Source organism: Paractinoplanes durhamensis (assembly GCF_016862175.1).
Taxonomy (GTDB): domain Bacteria; phylum Actinomycetota; class Actinomycetes; order Mycobacteriales; family Micromonosporaceae; genus Actinoplanes; species Actinoplanes durhamensis.
In genome coordinates this window covers 111,146-133,187 of sequence record NZ_BOML01000036.1, presented here as the reverse complement: position 1 = coordinate 133,187, position 22,042 = coordinate 111,146, and the positions used below count along the sequence as shown (strand labels likewise).

20 protein-coding genes are annotated in these 22,042 nt (G+C 69.5%); 18 read left to right on the top strand and 2 right to left on the bottom strand.

The window, feature by feature from the left end; genetic code table 11:
• The first annotated feature begins 151 nt into the window (after positions 1-151).
• The 18 genes from Adu01nite_RS22650 (at position 152) to Adu01nite_RS22565 (ending at position 18,057) form a co-directional block, all read left to right on the top strand.
• Positions 152-1,102 carry a MurR/RpiR family transcriptional regulator gene (locus tag Adu01nite_RS22650; RefSeq protein ID WP_203728939.1) on the top strand — a complete coding sequence of 317 codons (951 nt, stop codon included), beginning with the start codon at positions 152-154 and terminating at the stop codon, positions 1,100-1,102.
• Between the two features lie 45 nt (positions 1,103-1,147).
• Entirely contained in the window at positions 1,148-2,461 is a 1,314-nt protein-coding gene (locus tag Adu01nite_RS22645; RefSeq protein WP_203728938.1) for an extracellular solute-binding protein, read from the top strand.
• 60 nt (positions 2,462-2,521) lie between these two features.
• The gene (locus Adu01nite_RS22640) at positions 2,522-3,505 is read left to right on the top strand and encodes a carbohydrate ABC transporter permease (RefSeq protein WP_203728937.1); all 984 of its coding nucleotides are present in this window, start codon (positions 2,522-2,524) and stop codon (positions 3,503-3,505) included.
• On the top strand, positions 3,505-4,404 hold the full coding sequence (locus tag Adu01nite_RS22635) for a carbohydrate ABC transporter permease (RefSeq protein ID WP_203728936.1): 900 nt from the start codon (positions 3,505-3,507) through the stop codon (positions 4,402-4,404). The genes Adu01nite_RS22640 and Adu01nite_RS22635 overlap by 1 nt, the downstream gene beginning before the upstream one ends.
• A gap of 40 nt (positions 4,405-4,444) precedes the next feature.
• The gene (gene ngcE / locus Adu01nite_RS22630) at positions 4,445-5,881 is read left to right on the top strand and encodes an N-acetylglucosamine/diacetylchitobiose ABC transporter substrate-binding protein (protein WP_203728935.1); all 1,437 of its coding nucleotides are present in this window, start codon (positions 4,445-4,447) and stop codon (positions 5,879-5,881) included.
• Positions 5,882-5,912: 31 nt separating this feature from the next.
• Positions 5,913-6,818, top strand: a complete 906-nt coding sequence (locus tag Adu01nite_RS22625) for a carbohydrate ABC transporter permease (protein WP_203728934.1) — start codon at positions 5,913-5,915, stop codon at positions 6,816-6,818.
• Positions 6,819-6,828: 10 nt separating this feature from the next.
• Entirely contained in the window at positions 6,829-7,734 is a 906-nt protein-coding gene (locus Adu01nite_RS22620; protein WP_203728933.1) for a carbohydrate ABC transporter permease, read from the top strand.
• A gap of 82 nt (positions 7,735-7,816) precedes the next feature.
• Positions 7,817-8,713 carry an ABC transporter ATP-binding protein gene (locus tag Adu01nite_RS22615; protein WP_203728932.1) on the top strand — a complete coding sequence of 299 codons (897 nt, stop codon included), beginning with the start codon at positions 7,817-7,819 and terminating at the stop codon, positions 8,711-8,713.
• Positions 8,710-9,459: an ABC transporter permease gene (locus tag Adu01nite_RS22610; protein WP_203728931.1), complete on the top strand. Its 750-nt coding sequence runs from the start codon at positions 8,710-8,712 to the stop codon at positions 9,457-9,459. The genes Adu01nite_RS22615 and Adu01nite_RS22610 overlap by 4 nt, the downstream gene beginning before the upstream one ends.
• A 25-nt stretch (positions 9,460-9,484) precedes the next feature.
• A complete protein-coding gene (locus Adu01nite_RS22605; RefSeq protein ID WP_203728930.1) occupies positions 9,485-10,642 on the top strand; it encodes a sensor histidine kinase in 1,158 nt (385 codons plus the stop codon).
• On the top strand, positions 10,639-11,301 hold the full coding sequence (locus Adu01nite_RS22600; RefSeq protein ID WP_203728929.1) for a response regulator: 663 nt from the start codon (positions 10,639-10,641) through the stop codon (positions 11,299-11,301). Before Adu01nite_RS22605 ends, Adu01nite_RS22600 begins: the two co-directional genes overlap by 4 nt.
• A 96-nt stretch (positions 11,302-11,397) precedes the next feature.
• Positions 11,398-12,951: a GAF domain-containing protein gene (locus Adu01nite_RS22595; RefSeq protein ID WP_203728928.1), complete on the top strand. Its 1,554-nt coding sequence runs from the start codon at positions 11,398-11,400 to the stop codon at positions 12,949-12,951.
• 15 nt (positions 12,952-12,966) lie between these two features.
• Entirely contained in the window at positions 12,967-13,584 is a 618-nt protein-coding gene (locus tag Adu01nite_RS22590) for a carbonic anhydrase (RefSeq protein ID WP_203728927.1), read from the top strand.
• A gap of 134 nt (positions 13,585-13,718) precedes the next feature.
• Positions 13,719-14,564: an aldo/keto reductase gene (locus Adu01nite_RS22585; protein WP_203728926.1), complete on the top strand. Its 846-nt coding sequence runs from the start codon at positions 13,719-13,721 to the stop codon at positions 14,562-14,564.
• A gap of 45 nt (positions 14,565-14,609) precedes the next feature.
• The gene (gene mgrA / locus Adu01nite_RS22580; RefSeq protein WP_239132632.1) at positions 14,610-15,599 is read left to right on the top strand and encodes an L-glyceraldehyde 3-phosphate reductase; all 990 of its coding nucleotides are present in this window, start codon (positions 14,610-14,612) and stop codon (positions 15,597-15,599) included.
• Between the two features lie 76 nt (positions 15,600-15,675).
• Positions 15,676-15,897, top strand: a complete 222-nt coding sequence (locus Adu01nite_RS22575) for a tautomerase family protein (protein WP_203728924.1) — start codon at positions 15,676-15,678, stop codon at positions 15,895-15,897.
• A gap of 57 nt (positions 15,898-15,954) precedes the next feature.
• Positions 15,955-17,667, top strand: coding sequence for an AfsR/SARP family transcriptional regulator (locus Adu01nite_RS22570; RefSeq protein WP_203728923.1), 1,713 nt, complete (start codon positions 15,955-15,957; stop codon positions 17,665-17,667).
• Positions 17,668-17,676: 9 nt separating this feature from the next.
• Positions 17,677-18,057 carry a Rid family detoxifying hydrolase gene (locus Adu01nite_RS22565; protein ID WP_203728922.1) on the top strand — a complete coding sequence of 127 codons (381 nt, stop codon included), beginning with the start codon at positions 17,677-17,679 and terminating at the stop codon, positions 18,055-18,057.
• Positions 18,058-18,099: 42 nt separating this feature from the next.
• Here the strand turns inward: Adu01nite_RS22565 and Adu01nite_RS22560 are convergent, their stop codons facing one another.
• Both Adu01nite_RS22560 and metH read right to left on the bottom strand, forming a co-directional pair.
• Positions 18,100-18,300 (bottom strand): hypothetical protein, encoded by a 201-nt coding sequence (locus tag Adu01nite_RS22560; protein ID WP_203728921.1) that lies wholly within the window; start codon positions 18,298-18,300, stop codon positions 18,100-18,102.
• 88 nt (positions 18,301-18,388) lie between these two features.
• A complete protein-coding gene (gene metH, locus Adu01nite_RS22555) occupies positions 18,389-22,027 on the bottom strand; it encodes a methionine synthase (protein ID WP_203728920.1) in 3,639 nt (1,212 codons plus the stop codon).
• Between the last annotated feature and the right edge of the window lie 15 nt (positions 22,028-22,042).

Genomic DNA, 22,042 nt, shown 5'->3' with positions numbered 1-22,042 from the left:
TGATGACCGTCAAGCGGTGCTCCGGTAACACGCGTTCATCTGCGCTGGTCAGGTAACGGTTTGAAAACTTCGCCCACAGCCTTGACACAGGAGGGGTGTTAGTAAGAACTTTTACCGCGACAGTAAACACTCCTTCCTGAAAGGGTGGCCGATGAGCGAGGCAGAGATGGACGGCGCCGCGCCGACCGCGGTCGTCGACTCGCTCGTTGTCGACTCCCAGCCGTCGGACGGGGTTCTGCTGCGGGTCCGCTCGTTGCTGCCGGAATTCACCGGTGCGCTGCGGCGGGTGGCCGAGCAGGTCCTCACCGATCCGGCGGCGGCGTCCCGGGCCACCATCGTCGAGCTGGCCGAGCGCAGCGGCACCTCACCGGCAACCGTCACCCGGTTCTGCCGCGCGCTCGGCTTCGACGGCTACGCCGATCTCCGGATCGGCATCGCGGCCGAGACCGGGCGGGCCCGCTCGGCCGGCTGGACGGTCGACATCGGCCGCGAGATCCAGCCCGGCGATCCGCTCGCCCGGGTCCTCGGGCAGATCATGGCGGCCGACACCCGCGCCATGCACGACACCGCCGCGCTGCTCGACCTGGCCGAGGTGGAGCGGGCCGCGGTGGCGATCGCCGCCGCCCCGCGGGTCAACATCTTCGGCGCCAGCGGAAGCGCGCTGGTCGGCGAGGAGATGCAGTTCAGCCTGCACCGCATCGGGGTGCCGGTGTGGGCCTGGACGGACGTGCACAACGGGCTGGCTAGCGCCGCGCTCTCCCGGCCCGGCGACGTCGCGCTCGGCATCTCGCACTCGGGCGAGACCGGCGAGACGATCGAGCTGCTCGCCGAGGCGAACAGCCGGGGCGCGACCACCATCGCGCTCACCAGCTTTCCCCGCTCGCCGCTCGCCGAGCTCGCGGACATCGTGCTGCTCACCGCCACCCAGGCGACGACCTTCCGGCCGGACGCGCTCAGCGCGCGGCACCCGCAGCTGGTCGTTCTCGATCTTCTCTATGTCGCGGTCGCACAGCGGACCCACGAACGTTCGCACGCGGCCTTCCAGAAAACCGCACTCGCCGTCCACGGCCACAAGGCCGCCAAAGACGGCACTCCCGTTTGAACCAACCCTCATCCCCGGATAAGAAATCTCCTTCAGGAGGAAGCGATGAAGCGCAAACTCGTGGCAGTTGCCGCCCTCGCGGCGACGCTGCTCGGAGCCGCCGCCTGCGGCTCCAACGACGATGACTCCCCCACGACGTCCGCTTCCGGCCCGGTCGACGGCAAGGGCAAGACCCTCAAGGTCTGGCTGATGGTCGACGCGCAGAGTGCCTGGAAGGGTGTCGTCGACGACGCCTCCAAGCGGTTCACCGACGCGACCGGCGCCCAGGTCACCGTGGAGTACCAGCAGTGGGCCAACCACCTCACCAAGCTGGACGCCACGCTCGCCGGTTCGGACGTCCCGGACGTGGTCGAGCTCGGCAACACCGAGTTCCCGAAGTACGTGTTCAGCTCGGCCTTCGCCGCGATCAACCCGGGCGACTACGAGAACTCGGGCACCTGGCTGCAGGGCCTCAAGGGTGCTTGTGACTTCGAGGGCAAGACCTACTGCGTGCCCTACTACGCCGGTGCCCGCGTGCTGATCTACCGCACCGACCTGTTCAAGTCGGCCGGCATCGCCGCCGCCCCGAAGTCGTACGACGAGTTCCTGGCCGACGCGGACAAGCTGCAGGCCGCCAAGAAGTCGGACTCGAAGTTCGGCGCCGTCTACATGCCCGGCCAGTACTGGTACTCGGCGATGTCCTGGGTCAAGTCGACCGGTGGCGACATCGCCAAGCAGGACGGCGACAAGTGGGTCGGTCAGCTGTCCCAGCCCGCCTCGGTGCAGGGCCTGCAGCGCTGGGTCGACCTGGCCAAGAAGTACTCGAAGGCCGACCCGACCAAGAACGAGAACGACCAGGCCAACATCTTCGCGCAGGGTGAGGCCGGCATGTTCTACGGCAACGCCTGGGAGCTGGGTGCCGCCGAGCAGATCAAGAAGGACCCGAACGACCCGAACTCCCCGCTGGTCGACACCAAGGTCAAGGGCAAGCTGGCCGCCGCGCCGATGCCCGAGGTCCCGTCCTTCCTGGGTGGCTCGAACCTGGGCGTCACCGAGAAGAGCCAGAACAAGGAACTGGCCGCTGCGTGGATCAAGGCGTTCACCGACAGCACCTCGATGGCCGGCCTGATCAAGGCCAACGCGCTGCCGAACGCGACCGCGCTGCTGGACAAGGCCGCCACCGACAATCCGGCGATCGCGCCCGCCGCGCTGGCCGCCAAGAGCAGCTGGTTCCCGCCGAACGCGGAGAAGTGGGCGGACGTCGAGAAGGGCAACATCCTGCAGACGATGCTGACCGACGTCCTCACCGGCAAGAAGTCCGTGGCCGACGGCGCCAAGTGGGCCGACGACCAGATCAACACGACGCTGAACGAGAGCTGATCCCGCCGCCGCCCGCCCCTCGGGGCGGGCGGCACCGCTCGCTCCCCGAAGAGGAATCAGATGTCCGTCGTCGAATCCCCGGCGACCCGCCGCACGGGCGGGTCCACACCGCACCGCGCACCCGGCCACGCGCATCGGCCGCGTCGCCGCGGCCGGCAGAGCGCCGCCACCCCGTGGCTGCTCGCCATCCCCACCCTGATCCTGCTCGCCGGCCTGCTCGGCTATCCGCTCATCCGGATGATCGTGCTGTCCTTCCAGAACATGCGGCTGCGCGAGCTGCTCAGCGGCCGCACCCCACCGTGGGTCGGCTTCGACAACTACACCAAGGTCCTCGGCGACTCGGTCTTCTGGACGGTGGTCGGCCGCACGGTCCTCTTCACGGTCGTCTGCGTCATCGTGTCGGTGCTGATCGGGCTCGGCATCGCGCTGCTGATGCGCCGGGTGGCCCGCGGCGTGCGGCTCCTCATGATCGTCGCGATGATGTTCGTCTGGGCCCTGCCGCAGCTGGTCGCGGCGCAGATCTTCCGCTGGATCACCGACTCCGACTTCGGCGTCCTCAACTACCTGATCGACAAGCTGCCCGGGGTGAACTACCAGAACCACAGCTGGTTCGTGAACCCGTGGCAGGGCTGGTCGGTGATCACCACGCTGGTGGTCTGGGCCGGCATCCCGTTCCTCGCGATTACCCTGAACGCCGGGCTCACCCAGGTGCCGAAGGAGCTCATCGAGGCGGCCACGGTGGACGGTGCGACGCCCTGGCAGGTGCTGCGCAACATCACCCTGCCGATCCTCAAGCCGCTCATCACGATCGTCACCACGCTCTCGGTGATCTGGGACTTCGGCCTGTTCACCCAGAACTGGGCGCTGCGCGACGGCCACCCGGAGCCGCAGTTCCAGACGCTCGCGACCTACTCGTACACCCAGGCGTTCGGGCAGTCGCGGTACAGCCTCGGCTCGGCCATCTCGGTGATCACCGTGCTGCTGATGCTCGGCGTGATGGCGTTCTACATCCGGCAGATGTTCAAGATCGGTGAGGTGGACTGATGGTCGCCACGACTCCGGGCGCGCCCCCGGTTCGCCGCCGCAGGGCCCCGCGGGACGAGGGGACGGTGACGGTCGGGCGGTCCCGGACCGGCACGGTCGTCGCCAACGTCATCGGCGTGATCTTCTCGGTCCTGATGCTCTTCCCGGTCTACTGGGTGCTGAACACCGCGTTCAAGCCGGCCGACGAGGTGCTCGCGCTGACCCCGACGTTCTGGCCGAAGCACCCGACCTTCGCCAACTTCACGTCGGCGTTCAACGCGCCGCTGTTCCTGCAGGACATGCTGAACGGCCTGATCGTGACGCTGCTGGCGGTGGCCGGTGCGCTGGTCGTCGGCTTCCTGGCCGCGCTCGCGATCGCCCGCTTCAACTTCTACGGCCGGAAGGCGATCATCCTGGTCGTCCTCGGCGTCCAGCTGGTGCCGTTCCTCGCGCTGCTGATCCCGCTGTTCCTGATGCTCCAGACCGCATCCTTGACCAACAGTCTGATCGGTGTGAGTATCACCTACTTGGTCCTGATCTTGCCGTATACGGTGTGGACACTGCGCGGGTTCATCTCCGGCATCCCGCGCGAGCTCGACGAGGCGGCGCTGATCGACGGCTGCACCCGGGCTCAGGTGTTCTGGCGGATCATCCTGCCGCTCACCGGCCCCGGACTGGTGGCGACCAGCGTCTACGGATTCATCCAGGCCTGGAACGAATTCATCATCATCAACACGCTCAACAGCCCGGCCAAGCAGAACCTGATGGCCTGGCTGCTGCAGAACCAAACCACGCGTGGTACCGCCTGGGGGCCTCTCATGGCCGGTGCGATCATCACTTCGATTCCGGTGGTGGTCTTCTTCTTGATCATCCAGCGCAACATCGCCACCGGTCTCACCGCCGGTGCTGTGAAGGGCTGATCAGAACTTCGCAAGAAAGCACAAGCACTGAGGAGATGCTGTGACCGAGATATTCGCCAAGACCGAGGTCGACCGCCGTACGCTGCTGCGCCGGGCGGCGGCCGTCGGACTCCTGGCCACCCCCGCGGTGGGCCTGCTGAGCGCCTGCGTCGGCGGTGGCGACGACGAGCCCACCACTCAGGCGAGCGGCGCCAAGTCGGCCGACAACCCGCTGGGCATCGACAGCAAGGCCGGCGTCGAGATCGTCATCTTCAACGGCGGTCTGGGTACGGCGTACGCCACCGACGTGGACACCCCGCTGTTCAACAAGAAGTGGGCCGACGCCAAGATCACGTTCTCGCAGACCGAGGAAGTCTCCACGGTCATCCAGCCCCGGATCAACGCCGGCAACCCGCCGGACATGATCAACAACTCGGGCTCGAAGCTGATGGACTTCGGCGCGATCGTGAAGGCCGGCCAGGCCGCCGACCTGACCGACCTGTTCGCGGCCCCGTCCTGGGACGTCCCGGGCAAGACCGTCGCCGAGACCCTGGTGCCGGGCGCCGTCGAGCAGGGCACCTACGACGGCAAGCCGTTCGCGATGAACTACTCGTACACGGTCTTCGGTCTCTGGTACAACGCGAAGCTCTTCACCTCCAAGGGCTGGACGATCCCCACCACCTGGGCCGACTTCACCGCCCTCTGCGACAAGATCAAGGCGGCCGGCATCACGCCGTTCGGCTACGCGGGCGCCAACGCGTCGTACTACATGGTCCGGGCCCTGCTCACCAGCGCCGCGAAGATCGGCACCGAGCAGGCGCTCAAGGACATCGACAACCTGAAGCCGGGCGCGTGGACGGCCGACCCGATCAAGCAGGCCGCCCAGGCCTGGGGCGAGATCGGCAACAAGTACATCAACAAGACCTTCCTGGGTCTGCGGCACACCGAGGTCCAGCTGCAGCAGGACCAGGACAAGGTCGCGTTCTACCCGTGCGGTTCCTGGCTGGAGAACGAGCAGGCCAAGGACACCCCGGCCGGCTTCGAGTACGCGGTCTGCGCGTTCCCGAGCGTCACCGCCGCCGACAAGCTCCCGGCGACCGCCATCAACGCGGCGGCCGGCGAGATCTACTTCGCGGCGGCCAAGGGCAAGAACCCGCAGGGCGGCAAGGAGTACCTGCGGGCGATGCTCTCCAAGGAGGCGGCGCTGGGCTTCACCAAGCTCACCAAGTCGCTTACGGTGGTGGCGGGCGCGTCCGACGGCCAGACCATCTCGCCCGGCCTGACCAGCGCGAACGACGTGCTGACCAAGGCCGGCCAGGACGTCTTCGTGGGCTACCTGTTCGACACCTGGTACAAGAAGCTCGACGACGAGTCCCGCGGGGCCGTCAACGACCTGATGTTCAAGGGTGGCGACGCCCAGAAGTTCTGCGACCGGATGGAGAAGGCGTCCCAGGCGGTTGCCAAGGACTCCTCGATCACCAAGTTCACCCGTAGCTGAGTTTTCGCTTCAAGGCAGGACGGTAGGCGCCATGCGGCACGGCAAGTATCCCTTCATCATCGGTTTCCTTGTCGTGCCGGTGGCGCTCTACGCCACCTTCGTGGTCGCGGCGTACCTCCAGACGTTCCAGCTGTCGCTGACCAGCTGGTCCGGCCTCGGCAAGATCGACTACATCGGCTTCGACAACTTCGTGAAGCTGTGGCACGACGAGACGTTCTGGAAGTCGATCAAACACAACCTGTTCCTGCTGATCCTGCTGCCGATCATCACGATCGTCATCGCGCTGGTCTTCGCGTTCCTGCTGAACGTGGGCGGCGGGCACAGGGGCGGGCAGAGCCGGGGGGTCTGGGGCTCCAAGATCTACCGGATCATCTTCTTCTTCCCGCAGCTGCTGGCCCTGGCCATCGTCGCGGTGATCTTCGGCCGGGTGTTCGGCCCGGACAAGAGCGGCATGCTCAACGGCCTGTTCCCGGCGTCCTGGAAGCCGTGGCTGTTCCTGGCCGACGAGCGGTACGCGATGGCCTGCATCCTGATCGTGCTGATCTGGCAGGCGGTCGGGTTCTACGTGGTGCTGTTCTCGGCCGGCATGGGCTCGATCTCGGACGACATCTACGAGGCCGCCGCGCTCGACGGGGCCACCCGCGTCACGCTGTTCTTCCGGATCACGGTCCCGCTGCTCTGGAGCACCATCCAGGTCGCCTGGGTCTATCTCGGCATCGCCGCGTTCGACGCGTTCGCGCTGGTCAACATCATGTCGGTGGACCGGGGCGGGCCGAACGGCGCGACCTCGGTGCTGAGCCTGATGATCTATCGCAACGCGTTCGACTTCTCGCAGGCCGGTTACGCCTGCGCGCTCGGCGTCGTGCTCTTCTTCCTGACCCTGACCTTCGCGGCGCTGACCCTGCGGGTCACCCGGCGCGATTCCGTGGAAGCCTGAGGGGGCCACGATGACCCTTGTTGCCGAGGCGGAGACGCCGGCCAAGAAGAGCGCCGGCGCCAAGCCGAGCGCCAAGCGCGACATCAACGCGTTCACCGGGCTCGCGCACATCGCCCTGATCGCCTGGGCGCTGGTCACCGCGGGCCCGCTGATCTGGGTGCTGCTCGCGTCGTTCAAGAACAACACCGAGATCTTCCTGGGCAAGCCGTTCGCACTGCCGTCGAGCTTCTCGCTGCAGACCTACTTCGACGCCTGGACCGAGGCCCACATCGGGCGGTACTTCCTGAACAGCGTCATCGTGGTGATCATCAGCACGGCCGGCACGATGCTGTTCGGCTCGATGGCCGCCTACGTGCTGGCCCGCTACCGGTTCCCGGGCAACCGGTTCATCTACTACATGTTCGTGTCGGGGCTGGCGTTCCCCACGTTCATGGCCCTGGCGCCGCTGTTCTACATCCTGAAGAACATGGGGCTGCTCGGCTCGTACACCGGGCTGGTCCTGGTTTACATCGCCTACTCGCTGCCGTTCACGGTGTTCTTCCTGGCCGCGTTCTTCAAGTCGTTGCCCTATGAGATCGAGGAGGCCGCGACCGTCGACGGCGCCTCGCACACCCGCAAGTTCTTCCAGATCATGATGCCGATGGCCCGCTCCGGCCTGGTCAGCATCACGATCTTCAACATCGTCGGGCAGTGGAACCAATATCTGCTGCCGGTGGTCGTGATGACCGGGCCGGGTGCCGAGAACCGCTACCTGTTGACCCAGGGCATCGCGAACATCAGCGTCTCGGCCGGCTACCACGCGCAGTGGTCGACGCTGTTCGCGGCGCTGACCCTGTCGATCCTGCCGATGATCGTCGTCTACGCGATCTTCCAGCGGCAGATCCAGGCCGGCCTGACCGCCGGCGCCGTCAAGTAGTACTACCTGGGTACCACGGGCCTCCTGATCAGGGGTCCGTGGTACCGCTTTTCCCGGCGGCGTCGCCCGCAGCATTGATCTCATGATTCAGGTACGTGAAGTCACCAAGCGGTACGGCGCGAAGACGGTCGTCGACCAGTTGTCGTTCACCGCCAAGCCCGGCCAGGTCACCGGCTTCCTCGGCCCCAACGGCGCCGGCAAGTCGACCACCATGCGGATGATCGTCGGCCTGGACGCGCCGAACTCGGGTGATGTCCTGGTCAACGGCCGGACATTTGCGTCGTCCGCGCAGCCGCTGCACGAGATCGGCGTGCTGCTCGAGGCCAAGGCGGTGCACCCCGGCCGCAGCGCGGTCAGCCACCTGCTGGCCCTGGCCCGCACCCACGGCATCCCGCGCTCGCGCGTCGACGAGGTGCTGCACCTCGCCGGCCTGGAGAAGGTCGCGCACAAGCGGGTCGGCGCGTTCTCCCTCGGCATGGGCCAGCGGCTCGGCATCGCCGCCGCGCTGCTCGGCGACCCGGCCGTGATCATGCTCGACGAGCCGGTCAACGGGCTCGACCCGGAGGGCGTGCTCTGGGTGCGCAACCTGCTCACCGGCCTGGCCGCCGAGGGCCGCACGGTGATGCTGTCCTCGCACCTGATGAGCGAGGTCGCGCTGGTCGCCGACCACCTGATCATCGTCGGCCGGGGCAAGCTGCTCGCCGACACCACGGTGGCCGACCTGGTCACCTCGGAGGGCGTCCGGGTCGTCACCGCCGCCCCGGACGAGCTGCGCGCGATGATCGGCGGGGCCGGCGTCACGGTCACGTCGTCCGGCGCCGACTCGTTGTTCGTCACCGGCCGCAGTGCCCGCGAGATCGGGCTGGCCGCGGCCACCCGCGGGATCCCGCTGTTCGAACTCACCCCGCAGAACGCCTCCCTGGAGGAAGCGTTCATGGACCTGACCCGCGACGCCGTGGAATACGAGGCTGCCCGATGAAGATCACCCCGGGTGGCGTCGTCGCCGCCGAATGGACCAAGTTCTCCTCCCTGCGCTCCACCTGGATCACCACCGGCGTCTCGGTGTTCCTGCTCGTCGCGTTCGGCATGATCGCCTCGGCCTCGTTCGACCGGGGTGGCGCGGACGCGGTCGGCCTCGCGCTTTCCGGCAGCACCCTCGCGGCCCTCGCGGTCGGTGTGCTCGGTGTCCTGCTGGGCGCGGGGGAGTACACCACCGGCATGATCCGGTCGACGCTGGCGGCGGTGCCCCGGCGGCTTCCGGTGCTGTGGTCGAAGAGTCTGGTGGCCGGCATCGCCGCGTTCGTCATGATGACCGTCGGGTCATTTGTCGCCTTCGCGCTGGGCGGTGCGGTGCTCAACAACGCGGTGGCCGGCATGTCCCTCGGCGACGACGGGGTGCTGCGGGCGCTGCTCGGTGCCGGGCTCTACCTCGGCCTGGTCGCGGTCCTCGGGGTCGCGCTCGGCATGCTGGTCCGCTCCAGCGCCGGGGCCATCGCGATCCTGGCCGGTGGGCTGCTGATCCTGCCGGGTCTGGCCATACTGCTGCCGAGCTCGATCGCCGACGCGATCAACCCCTACCTGCCGAGCAACGCGGGCAGCGCGGTGATGGCGCTGACCCACTCCGACGGCACCCTCGCCCCGTGGGCCGGCCTGGGCGTCTTCGCCCTCTACGTGGTGGCGGTCCTGGCCGCGGCCGCGTACCGGCTCAAGAAGAGCGACGCGTGAATCCGGCGGCAGGGACAATCGGCTGATGAACGCGCAGACATGGCTGCTCGACCGGCAGGAGAGGCTACGGGCCCTCGACCGGCGGCGGCCATGGCTGCTGGACACCCTGGTCGCCGTCCCGATCGTGCTCTTCAGCCTGCCGGGCATCGTCAAGACGCCGCTGTCGGCGACGATCGCGACCCTGGCGCTGCTGCCGCCGCTCTACTGGCGGCGGCGGCACCCGTTCGCGGCGTTCCTGGCCACCGCGGCCATCGAGCTCACCGAGGCATCGCTCGACGTCGCGGTGGGGGCGGGGGTGATCCTGCTGGTGATGCTCTTCTCGGTGGCGTCCCGGGCCACCTGGCGGGCGCTCGCCTGGGCCGCCGGGATCGCCACCGCATTGATGGTCGCCGAGATCTACCTGTTCGAACCGGTCATCGAGCACCGCACCACCACGCTGTTCCTGGTCCTCGGCACGTCGGCCGGCGCGGTCGCGTTCGGTCTCGTGGCCCGCACCCGCCGGGCCTACCTGATCGCCCTGGAGGACCGCGCCACCCGCCTGGAGACCGAGCGCGACCAGCGGGCCCGCCTCGCCGTCGCCGACGAGCGGGGCCGGGTGGCCCGGGAGATGCACGACATCGTCGGCCATCATGTGTCGGTGATCGTGGGTCTCGCCGACGGCGGCGCCGCGCTGGCCACCTCGCGCGACGAGCAGACCGCCGAGCCGCTGCGGCTGATCGGCGAGACCGGCCGCCAGGCCCTCGCCGAGCTGCGCCGGGTGCTCGGCGTGCTGCGCGAGGAGGACGCCGATCCGCAGCTGAGCCCGCAGCCCGGCATCGAGGACCTCGACCGGTTGCTGCCGACGGTTCGGGCGGCCGGGCTGCCGGTCACCTACTCCACCTCCGGTGACCTGCGGGCCTTCGGCCGGGGCGTGCAGCTCGCGGTCTACCGGATCGTCCAGGAGGCGCTGACCAACACCCTCAAGCACGCGGGGCGCGGGGCCGCCGCCGAGGTCACGGTCGCGGCCACCGACGGCGAGGTGCGCGTTCGGGTCCGTGACAACGGCGTCTCCTCGGCCGCCGCCGCGGGCCACGGACTGGTCGGGATGCGGGAGCGGGCCGCCCTCTACGGCGGCGCACTGGTCGCCGGGCCGGTCGACAGCGGCGGGTGGCTGGTCGACGTCGTACTCAAGGAGCCCGCATGACGACCGTGCTGATCGCCGACGACCAGCCGTTGCAGCGGATGGGTTTCAAGATGCTGCTGGACGGCACGCCCGGGATGACCGTGCTGGGGGAGGCGGCCAACGGGGTCGAGGCGGTCCGGATGGCCGAGCAGCTGCGGCCGGACGTGGTGCTGATGGACGTGCGCATGCCGGGGATGGACGGCATCGAGGCCACCCGGCGGATCACCGCGACCGGCGACCGCACCCATGTGCTCATCCTCACCACCTTCGACCTCGACGAATACGTCTACGCCGGGCTGCGCGCCGGGGCCAGCGGCTTCCTGCTCAAGGACGCCCGGCCGGAGGAGTTGATCGCCGGCATCCGGGCGGTCGCCACCGGCGATGCGGTGGTGGCGCCCAGCCTCACCCGCAAGCTGATGGATGCCTACCTGCACGGCGCCGAGGTCGCGCCGGTGCTCGATCCGCTGCTGGCCACGCTCAGCGAGCGGGAGCACGAGGTGCTGGTGGCGATCGGTGAGGGCGCCACCAACACCGAGATCGCGGCCCGTTTCACGCTCACCGAGTCGACCGTCAAGAAGCACGTCGGCCGGGTCCTCGCCAAGATCGGCGCGCGGGACCGGATCCAAGCGGTGATTTTCGCGTACGACAACGGTCTCGTCCGTCCGCATACCAGTCGGTAACCTCCGGCCCTCCGTTGTTCTCAGGTCGGCGCCCTCCGAGCCGACAATCCCGTCACCCCAACGGCCCACCGGGCCCTGTGCGCGACGAGGAGTGCCGTGTTCGGTACGAGGAAACAGTCCGTTACCGCTCAGCTGAGCGACGACCTGAACGAGGCGCGAGCGGACGTCGAGGCGGTGACCGCCATCGTCCGGGCCATGGAGACGGCGAGTTCGCCCGACGAAGCCATCGGTGCCGCTCTCCGGCTGGTCCGTGAGCTTTTCGGCTGGGCGTACTCCTCGTACTGGCAGCTGGACACGTCGGCGCAGGTGCTCCGGTTCGCCCAGGAGAGCGGCAGCGCCGGCGAGGAGTTCCGCCGGGTGACCCTCGAAGCCGCGTTCGCCGAGGGTGTCGGGCTCTCCGGCCGCGCCTGGCGGGCCCGCGACCTGGTCTTCGTCAAGAGCCTTGCCGAGCTCACCGACTGCTCCCGGGCACCGGCCGCGACCCGCGCCGGCGTGCACAGCGGCATCTGCTTCCCGCTGGTCGAGGACGACAAGGTCGTCGGCACCATGGACTTCTTCGCGATGGAGGAGCTCAATCCGTCCGAGGGCCGGCTCGCCGTCCTGCGCACGGTCGGCCTGCTCGTCTCCAACACCCTGATGCGCCTGCACGAGGGCGTCCGCCAGGAGAAGGCCGCCCAGGACGTCGACGCCGTCTCCACCGTGATCCGGCAGATGACCCAGGCCACCAGCCGCGACGACGCGTTGCGCTCGGCGCTGGAGACCATCCGCAAGGACTTCGACTGGCAGTACGGCTCGTTCTGGAGCCTCGACGAGCAGGAGCAGGTGCTCCGCTTCGCGATCGAGTCCGGCGACGCCGGCGCCGAGTTCCGTCAGGTCACCATGTCCGCGTCGTTCGCCAAGGGGGTCGGCCTGTCCGGCCGGGCCTGGGCGCGCGGCGACCTGGTCTTCGTCGAGGACCTCGGGGAGCTGACCGACTGCGTACGCCGGCCGGCTGCCCAGCGCGCCGGGGTCAAGTCGGGCGTCTGCCTGCCGATCAGGGTGGGCGGCAAGATCGTCGGAACGATGGACTTCTTCGCCACCCGGACGCTGATCATGTATTCGGGCCGGGAAGCGGCCCTGCGCAACACGGCCTTCCTGGTCGGGCAGGCCCTGGAGCGTTTCGTCTCGACCGAACAGCTGCACAGCGCGGGCCGCAACCTCCTCGACTCGATCGCCGAGGTGGAGCGGAACGTCAACTCGGCCTCCACCGTGGCGGCCCAGGGCGAGCGACTGACGGTCGAGGCGAACGAGCAGGTGGCGGCGCTCGGGCAGGCCAGTGCCGAGATCAACCAGGTGGTTCAGGCCATCCAGTCGATCGCGGCGCAGACCAAGCTGCTCGCGCTGAACGCGACCATCGAGGCGGCCCGGGCCGGCGAATCCGGCAAGGGCTTCGCGGTCGTCGCCGGCGAGGTGAAAGAGCTGTCCAGCGAGACCGAGCGGGCCACCGCCGACGTCAGCGACCGGGTCAGCACGATCCAGGCACGGGTGGACGCGGTCACCGCGTCGCTCGCCGACATCCACACCGCGGTCGAACAGATCAACGAGACCCAGGAACTCATCAGCGGCGTCCTCAAGGAACAGGTCGCTGTCACCGGCGCCATCCTCAACTGATTCGGAGAGACACAGATGATCAATACGCATTGGGCCCGTCTCAACGAGGGCAACAGCCGGTGGGTCGAGGGCAGCAGCCGGGCCGACGACAAGCGGGGGGCGGCGCGGCGCGCCGAGCTGACCGCTTCGCAGAACCCGTTCGCGCTCGTCCTGGGCTGCGCGGACTCCCGGGTGCCGGCCGAGATCCTGTTCGACCAGGGCCTCGGTGACCTGTTCGTGGTCCGGACCGCCGGGCAGACGGTCGACTCGGCGGTGCTCGGCTCGATGGAGTACGCGGTCGAGATCCTCGGCGTCGAGTTGCTCGTGGTGCTCGGTCACGAGGGCTGCGGTGCGGTCGCCGCGGCGACCCGGGTGGTCGACGAGGTGGCGGTGCCGCACGGCTACATCCGCGACGTCGCCGAGAAGATCGCACCGAACGTGCTGCGGGCCCGGCTGGAGGGTGCGGCCACCCCCGAAGAGGTCGGTGCGCAGCACGCCCGGTACACCCTCGAACTGCTCCGGGAACGCTCCTCGATGCTCGACAACGCCATCCGGCGCGGCGCCTTGGAGGCGGTCGCGACGCAGTACAGCCTCAAGACCGGCCGGGTGCTGGAGGTTGCCGGGCCGCGTTTCGAACACCTCCTGGTCGCCTGACCATCCGCAGCAGCGCCTCGCCGGCCGGGCCCGGCGGGGCTGCTGCGAGGATCTGCTCGGTCACTTCGGTTGGACGGGCGGGCCGGTGGGGTACGAGGGTGGAGTCGTACCCGTAGGCGAGAGGACCCCCGCACATGCAGAGCCGCCGCATCGGCGAAGTCCAGGTCAGCGCGATCGGCCTCGGTGGCATGCCGATGTCGATCGAGGGCCGCCCGGACGAGGAGCGTTCGGTCAGCACCATCCACGCCGCGCTCGACGCCGGCATCACCCTGTTCGACACCGCCGACGCCTACCACATCCATGCCGACGAGGTCGGCCACAACGAGTCGCTGATCGCGCGGGCGCTCGCCTCCTACGGCGGGGACACCAGCGACGTGCTGATCGCCACGAAGGGCGGCCACCTGCGGCCGGGCGACGGCAGCTGGACCGTCGACGGATCCGCGGCGTACGTCAAAAAAGCTTGTGATGCCTCGCTGGAACGCCTCGGCGTCGAAGCCATCGGCCTCTACCAGTTCCACCGCCCGGACCCCGCGGTGCCGTACGCGGAATCGGTCGGCGCGATCCGCGACCTGCTCGACGCCGGCAAGATCCGGATGGCCGGCATCTCCAACGCCGACCCGGCCCAGATCGTCGAGGCGAACGAGATCCTCGGCGGCCGGCTCGTCTCGGTGCAGAACCAGTTCTCGCCCGCGTTCCTCTCCTCCACGGCCGAGCTGGAGCTGTGCGATCAGCTCGGCATCGCGTTCCTGCCCTGGTCACCGCTGGGCGGCATCGGCCGGGCCGGTGGTCTCGGCGGTGGCTTCGCCGAGGTCGCCGAACGGTACGGGGTGAGCCCGCAGCGGGTCTGCCTCGCCTGGCACGTGTCCAAGTCGCCGGTGGTGATCCCGATCCCGGGCGCCAGCCGGCCGGCCACCATCCAGGACTCCGCCGCTGCCTCGTCGTTCGAGCTGACGGCGTCCGACCTGGCGCTACTTCCCTGAGGACTCTCCGTGTCATTTGAAGCAACGGCAGCCCGGTACGACTCGATGGAATACCGGCGGACCGGCCGCAGCGGCCTCAAGCTGCCCGCCGTCTCGCTCGGCCTGTGGCACAACTTCGGCGACGACAAGCCCCTGGAAACCCAGCGCGCCATCCTGCGCCGGGCCTTCGACCTCGGCATCACCCACTTCGACCTGGCCAACAACTACGGCCCGCCGTACGGCTCGGCCGAGGCCAACTTCGGCAAGCTGCTGGCCGAGGACTTCCGGCCGTACCGCGACGAGCTGGTCATCTCCACCAAGGCCGGCTACGACATGTGGCCCGGACCGTACGGTGACCTCGGCTCCCGGAAGTATCTGACCGCGTCGCTGGACCAGTCGCTGCAGCGGATGGGCCTCGACTACGTCGACATCTTCTACTCGCACCGGCACGACCCGGACACGCCGCTCGAGGAGACGATGGGCGCGCTGGACGCGGCCGTCCGGTCCGGCAAGGCCCTGTACGTGGGCATCTCGTCGTACTCCCCGTCGAAGACCGTCGAGGCGGCGGCGATCCTGCGTGACCTGGGCACGCCGCTGCTGATCCACCAGCCGTCGTACTCGATGCTGAACCGCTGGGTCGAGGGCGGCCTGCTGGATGCGTTGTCCGAGGTCGGCGCGGGCTGCATCGCCTTCTCGCCGCTGGCCCAGGGCATGCTGACCGACCGTTACCTGTCCGGGGTGCCGGACGATTCGCGGGCCGGTCAGGACAAGTCGCTGTCGACGTCGTTGCTCAGCGATGACAATTTGGACAAAGTTCGTGCGCTTAACGAAATCGCCTCGCGGCGTGGTCAGACTCTCGCCCAGATGGCGATCGCCTGGGTGCTGCGCGACAAGCGGATGACCTCGACGGTGATCGGCGCCAGCTCGGTCCGCCAGTTGGAGAACAACGTGGCCGCGCTGGACAACACGGCGTTCAGCGACGACGAGCTCGCCGAGATCGACAAGTACGCCACCGAGTCCGGCATCAACCTCTGGGCCCGGTCCAGCGACTCCTGATCCGGCGTCACACGGTTCCGCACACGCCACGGCGGCACAGTGCCCCTATCTGTTTTTTTTCCCAGGGGGAGGCACTGTGCCGCTGATCAATGTCCGGGTCATCGAGGGAGTCTTCGATACGGCCCAGAAGAACCGCATGATCGAGGACCTGACCGACGCGATGGTCGCCATCGAGGGTGAGAACATGCGCCCGGTGACCTGGGTCGTCGTCGAGGAGGTCGCCAGCGGTGAGTGGGGGATCGCCGGGAAGCCGCTGACCACGGCCGACGTCAAGGCTCTCGCCGCCGGCGTGCACTGAGGGTGCTGTCGGATGTCCGGTGGCCCGACGACGCTTTCGCGCGGACAATCAGCCGACGTGGGGGCGACGATCCAGTTACTCGGGCGACCCGGCATCCATCGGCCGGGCGGGCCGGGCCCGCGGCCACGTGGCCGCAAGACATGGGCCCTGCTCGCCCTGGCCTCGCTCAGCGAGCGACCGGTGCCGCGGCATCGGCTCGCCCGGATGCTGTTCCCGGACGCCGAGGACGCGCCGGCCGCCCTGCGCTGGTCGCTTTCCGAGCTGCGCCGGGGCCTGCGGCCGGACGCCCGGATCGACGGCGATCCGATCGCGCTCGACCTGGAGATCGGCACCGTGGTCGACGCCCAGCTGGTGCTGTCCGGCGCCGATCCGCTTTCCTTTGACGCCGAGGCCGGGGACCTGCTCGCCGGCATCGACCTGGCCGACTGCCCCGAGTTCGACTTCTGGCTCTCCGAGCAGCGCGAACGGGTGCGCGCGGCGATGCGGTCGACGTTGCGGGCGGCGATCGGCGCCCGGCTCGGCGAGGGCCGTCCGGCCGAGGCGGTGCCTCTCGCCCGCCGCCTGGTTCGGCTGGCGCCGCTGGAAGAACAGAGCCATGAGCTTTTGGTACGGGCATGGGCCGCGTCCGGCGATCGGTTGGCCGCGCACGCTGCCGCGGCCGCATGCACCGCGCTGTTCCGGCGGGAGCTGGGTGTGCAGCCGTCACCCAGGGTCGCCCAGGCGTTCGCGACGGGCGGACTGACGCTGCTCCCCGACGGGCGGCGGCTGATGGTCCGGCTCGAGGTGGAGGCGGGTAAGGCCGCGCTGGCCGCGGGGGCGGCGGCGGACGGTCTCGAACGACTGCGGTCGGCGGTCGCGATGGCCGTCGAGCTCGGGGAAGCCCGCCTGGAGGGGGAGGCGCAGGCGGCCCTGGGCGCCGCGCTGGTCCATGCGGTCGCGCTGACCGAGCCGGCCGGGGTGGCCGCGCTGCGGCGGGCGGCCGAGCTGGCCCGGGCCGCCGGCGACCGGGAGACCGCGGCCACCGCCGGCCGGGAGCTGGCCTTCGTGGCGGTCGGCGCGCGGGACGGCGGCGGTGGTGCGCTCCTGCGCGCGGCCCGCGAGCTGGCCGGCGACGACGACGGCAAGCTGTCCGCGGTGCTCGGGGTGGAGGCGTTCGCGCTCGCCGACAGCGGCCGGGCCGGCCCGGCGGCGGCCCGGTTCGGGCGCTCGGTCGAGCTGGCCGACCGGGCCGGGGAGCCGCGCAAGGCCGCGTGGTCGCTGACCCTGCTGGCCCGGGCCGAGCTGACCGGCGGCGACCTGGCGGCGGCCCGCGACCACATCGGCCTGGCCCGCGACCTGGTCTCGGCCGAGCGCTGGACCGCCTTCCGGCCGATGGTGCTGGCCGTGGCGGCCGAGCTCGACCTGCACGAGGGCCGGCTCGACGACGCCGGCCAGCAGTTGGCCGCCGCCTGGACCACCGCGGTCCGGCTGGCCGACCCGTGCTGGCTCTCGGTGACCGGCCGCGGCCTGGGCATGCTGGCCGCCCGGCGCGGCAACCCGGCCGAGGCGATGCAGTGGCTCGACGGCGCCTACCACCGCACCACCGACCGCCCGCCGCTGATCTGCCGGTGGATGGACGCCGCGACGCTGGACGCGATCTGCGACGTGGCAACCGCCTTCCGGCTGCCCCGCGCCGAGGCGGCGGTCGCCGAGCTGACGGCGCTCAGCACCAAGGCCCGGCTGCCGGGCTACGCGGCCAAGGCCCGCCACTACCGATCGCTGCTGTCCTGAAGGGATGTCATGGAACGGCTTGCTATCTCCACCGATCGGGCGCCGGCCGCGATCGGGCCGTACAGCCAGGCGATCGTCGCCGGGGGATTCGTCTTCTGTTCCGGCACCGCCGGGATCGATCCGGTGACCGGGGAGATCCCGCCGGGGATCGCCGAGCAGACCCGGCTGGCGCTGGACAACCTCGGCGCGATCCTGGCCGCCGCGGGGGCCTCGATGGACACCCTGGTCAAGACGACGATCTTCTACCGGCACGTGGCCGACTTCGCGACGATCAACGAGATCTACGCCGGCTACATGCCGGACCCGCCGCCGGCGCGATCAGCGCCGTCCGGCGTGGAACTGCCGCGCGGCCTGCTGATCTCCATCGAAGCGATCGCCGCGCTGGCCTGAGAACGGCGATCGGCCGGCTGCGCATCGCAGCCGGCCGTTATTTCACCAGAACCGGCGACGACGGCGGTAGTGGCCGTGGTGCCGGTAGTGCCCGTGGTGTCGGTAATGACCGTGATGACGGTAGTGGCCGTGGTGGCCGTACTGCTGCGGATGCTGCATGTGCCGCATGCCCTGCCCATGCTGCATCCGCTGAACCTTCGACGCGACCATCGAGAGCAGGTACCGCTTGATGAAGCCGCTCAAGTGCCATCCCTCCTCTTCGGAAGCTTGGCACTTAACCGTAACCAGCCCCGTCGAGTACTCGCTGTGATGGACCTGTGCGCTTCCTGAATCAGTCGATGTCGTACGCCAGATTCGGGCGCAGCCAGCGCTCGACCTCCTCGACCGGCATCCCGCGCCGCTTCGCGTAGTCGCTCACCTGGTCTTTGCCGAGGCGGCCGACGGTGAAGTAACGGGCATCGGGGTGCGCGAAGATCAATCCGCTGACGGCGGCGGCGGGCATCATCGCGTACGACTCGGTCAGGGTCACGCCGATCGAGTCCGTACCCAAAAGCTCGAAAAGATCCTGCTTTTCGCTGTGGTCGGGGCTCGCCGGGTAACCGAGCGCCGGGCGGATGCCGCGGAACCGCTCGGCGTGCAGGTCGGCCAGGACGGGCTCGGCGTCCGGCTCGAACCACTCGCGCCGGACCTGCAGGTGCAGGAACTCGGCGAACGCCTCGGCCAGCCGGTCGGCCAGGGCCTTCACCATGATCGCCCGGTAGTCGTCGTTCTCCGCCTCGTATTTCGCGGCCAGGTCGCCGGCGCCGTGGATCGCCACCGCGAAGCCGCCCAGATGGTCGCCCTGCCCGGCGGGCGCGATGTAATCGGCCAGCGAACGGTTGGCCCGCCCGGCCGGCTTCTCGGTCTGCTGCCGGAGCATCGGGAACGACCGGCCGTTGTCGAGCAGGATGTCGTCGCCGTCGGAGTGCGCGCCCCAGAAGCCGTAAAGGCCGCGGGCCGAGAACGACTTGTCCGCGATGATCTGGTCGAGCAGGGTGTTCGCGTCGTCCCACAGCTCCTTCGCGACCGGCTGCTCGAGGATCGCCGGGAACTTGCCCTTCAGCTCCCAGGCCAGGAACAGGAAGGTCCAGTCGACCATCTCGCGGAGCTCGGCGATCGACGGTTCCACCATGCGTACGCCGGTGAAAGCGGGCGTGGGCAGCTCGCTGAAGTCGACCACCTCGCGGTTGGCCCGGGCCTGCTCGAAGGTGAGCAGCGGCTGGGCGTGCCGGTTGGCGTGCTGCTCGCGCAGCCGCTCCTGCAGGGCGCGGTTGTCGATGTCCAGCTTCTCGGCGCGGTCGGTGTCGAGCAGGTCGGAGACCACCCCGACGACCCGGGACGCGTCGAGCACGTGCACCGTCGAGCCCGCGTAGGCCGGCGCGATCCGCACCGCGGTGTGCTGCTTCGACGTGGTGGCGCCGCCGATCAGCAGCGGCAGCTTGAGGCCGCGCCGCTGCATCTCGGCGCCGACCGCGACCATCTCGTCGAGCGACGGGGTGATCAGGCCGGACAGGCCGATCACGTCGGCGCCCTCGGCCACCGCGGTGTCCAGGATCTTGGCGGCCGGCACCATCACGCCGAGGTCGATGACCTCGTAGTTGTTGCAGCCCAGCACCACGCCGACGATGTTCTTGCCGATGTCGTGCACGTCGCCCTTGACCGTGGCCAGCACGACCTTGCCCTGGCCGCGGCTGGTTTGCTCTCGGCCTTCGCGGCGGGCCTTCTCCTTCTCGGCCTCCATGAACGGCTCGAGGTAGGCGACCGAGCGCTTCATCACCCGGGCGCTCTTGACCACCTGCGGCAGGAACATCTTGCCCGAGCCGAACAGGTCGCCGACGACCTTCATGCCGTCCATCAGCGGGCCCTCGATCACCTCGAGCGGCCGGGGGAGCTGCTGCCGGGCCTCCTCGGTGTCCGCCTCGATGAAGTCGACGATGCCGTGAACCAGCGCATACGACAGCCGCTCGCCGACCGGCGCCTCGCGCCAGGACAGGTCGACCTCGCGCTGCTTGCCCTTGCCGGTGACCGTCGAGGCGAAGGTGACCAGCCGGTCGGTGGCGTCCTCGCGGCGGTCGAAGATCACGTCCTCGACCAGTTCGAGCAGGTCGGCCGGGATGTCCTGGTAGACGGCGAGCTGACCGGCGTTGACGATGCCCATGTCGAGGCCGGCCCGCACGGCGTAGTAGAGGAACGCCGAGTGCATGGCCTCGCGGACCACGTCGTTGCCGCGGAACGAGAACGACAGGTTGGAGATGCCGCCGCTGGTGCGGGCGCCCGGGCAGCGCGCCTTGATCAGCGGGAGGGCCTCGATGAACGCCTTCGCGTACCCGTTGTGCTCGCTGATGCCGGTGGCCACGGCCAGCACGTTCGGGTCGAAGATGATGTCGTCGGGGGCGAAGCCGGCCTTGCCGACCAGCAGGTCGTAGGCGCGGCCGCAGATCGCGACCTTGCGGTCCCGGGTGTCGGCCTGGCCCTGCTCGTCGAAGGCCATCACGACCACGCCGGCGCCGAACGACTTGATCTTCCGGGCGTGCTCCAGGAAGGGCTCCTCGCCCTCCTTGAGGCTGATCGAGTTGACCACGCCCTTGCCCTGCACGCACTTGAGGCCGGCCTCCAGCACGGTCCACTTCGAGCTGTCGATCATCACCGGGATGCGGGCGACCTCGGGCTCGGTGGCGATCAGGTTGAGGAACGTGGTCATCGCCTGCTCGCTGTCGAGCAGGTCGGCATCCATGTTGACGTCGAGCAGGTTGGCGCCGCCGCGCACCTGGTCGAGGGCCACGTCGACGGCGCCCTGGTAGTTGTCGGCCTCGATGAGCCGGCGGAACTTGGCCGAGCCGGTGACGTTGGTCCGCTCACCGATCATGACGAAGCCGGTGTCCGGGCCGATCTCGAACGGCTCCAGGCCGGAGAACCGGGTGGTCGGCTTGGGCGGGTTGATCAGGCGCGGCGTCTCGTCGGCCACGGCGATGGCGATCTGCCCGATGTGGGCGGGGGTGGTGCCGCAGCAGCCGCCCACGATGTTGACCAGGCCGTCCTCGGCGAAGCCCTTGATCAGCGAGGACGTCTGGGCCGGGGTCTCGTCGTAGCCGCCGAACGCGTTGGGCAGGCCGGCGTTCGGGTGCGACGCCACGAAGACGTCGGCCAGCCGGGCCAGCTCGGCCACGTGCGGGCGGGCCTCGGCCGCGCCGAGCGCGCAGTTGACGCCGACGACCAGCGGGCGGGCCCGCTCGATCGAGCGCCAGAACGCCTCCACGGTCTGCCCGGACAGGGTGCGGCCGGACAGGTCGACGATCGTCACCGAGATCCACAGCGGGACCTCGGGTGCGACCTCCTGGGCGGCCGCGATCGCCGCCTTGGCGTTCAGCGTGTCGAAGATCGTCTCGATCATCAGCAGGTCGACGCCGCCCTCGACCAGAGCCACGATCTGCTCCGCGTAGGTGGCCTTGACCTGGTCGAACGTGACCGCGCGGTAGGCCGGGTCCTCGACCTTGGGCGACAGCGACAGGGTCACGTTGAGCGGGCCGACCGAACCGGCCACGAACCGGGGGCGCCCGTCCCGCTCCTCGGCCTCGGCCGCCGCCTCGCGGGCCAGCTGCGCGCCGCGGACGTTCATCCGCTTGACCAGCGACTCCAGGCCGTAGTCGGCCTGGGCGATGCCGGTCGCGGTGAACGTGTTGGTGGTGGTGATGTCGGCGCCGGCCGCCAGATATTGCCGGTGGACGTCGAGGATCACGTCGGGCCGGGTCAGGATCAGCAGGTCAGGATCGCCGGTGACGTCCTGCTCATGGTCCGGCGATATCAGGTCGCCGCGATAGTCCTCCGGGCTGAGCTTGGCGCCCTGCAGCATGGTGCCCCAGGCGCCGTCGAGCACGAGGATCCGTTCCGACAGGAGCCGCTTAAGCTTCGCGACGCGTGCGCTTCTCTCCACACCGACCACCTCCGT